Source organism: Autumnicola edwardsiae, assembly GCF_031846505.1.
Classification (GTDB): Bacteria; Bacteroidota; Bacteroidia; order Flavobacteriales; family Flavobacteriaceae; genus Autumnicola; species Autumnicola edwardsiae.
On sequence record NZ_JAVRHP010000276.1, the window covers coordinates 1 to 794 of the forward strand.

Annotated in this window: 2 protein-coding genes; both read left to right on the top strand. The window is 36.4% G+C overall.

Going from position 1 to position 794, the window contains the following annotated elements; all coding sequences use genetic code 11:
• Positions 1–74 precede the first annotated feature (74 nt).
• Positions 75–326, top strand: coding sequence for a hypothetical protein (locus RM529_RS17625; protein ID WP_311486040.1), 252 nt, complete (start codon positions 75–77; stop codon positions 324–326).
• A gap of 141 nt (positions 327–467) precedes the next feature.
• Positions 468–713 carry a hypothetical protein gene (locus tag RM529_RS17630; protein ID WP_311486041.1) on the top strand — a complete coding sequence of 82 codons (246 nt, stop codon included), beginning with the start codon at positions 468–470 and terminating at the stop codon, positions 711–713.
• The last annotated feature ends 81 nt before the right edge of the window (positions 714–794 follow it).

A 794-nucleotide genomic window follows, 5' to 3' on the forward strand; every position in this document is an offset into this window, starting at 1 on the left:
ATTCAATTCAGTACTACACAACGTCCTAAAGAAAAGCTTTGGCCAACAAGAACGGTTGGATAAAAAGCTGTTTGATGAAGTCTATGCTATGGCATAAAATAAATAAAGGTTTATCCAGTACCTCAAACTGGATGGCTAAGTATATAACAGACGGTTACACCCAAACCCACTCAGCACATTCCCCTGCATTTCGCGAAAAGCTTCATTACGGGCAAAGAGCTTCACTAGAAAGGTCTTGGACACAATCCCCAATTTCAGCTTTCCATTCCGTTAACCCTTCCCGCTATGCAGGGAAGGAACACTACATTCCCGAGCCGAAATCGTGAAGTAAGTCCGCTAAATAGAATTCCATTTATTCATTTGATGCTACTTCCTATGTTTTAATATTTCACAAACGCCTTTAGAATTACTCCCGCACCCTCACTGTCCCTCCCTTTTTTTAATAGCAAAATACCAACATTCGGAAGTTGAACGCACTGCATAAGCCAGTCGTACCTCCTTTTTATAAGTCCTTATCAATTCCAAATATTGAAAATGTATCAGCAACAAAAAAAGGAAACAGCGAGGGCGCTATAGGAAGTAAATCTAAAATGAATCTTATGAAATCTTATAAAAACATTCAAAAGGAAGTCGCACCAAAAAAAACAAAAAAGGAAAACGCTCCAGATATAATAAGTAAATCATTTAAGAAAATAATAAAGCAAACTATCTGAAAGGTTCAGGTGGCATAATTAGTAATCTTTAAATCTTTTAATCATGAGTACTTTAAAAAATCACGTACAGTTAATTGGAAA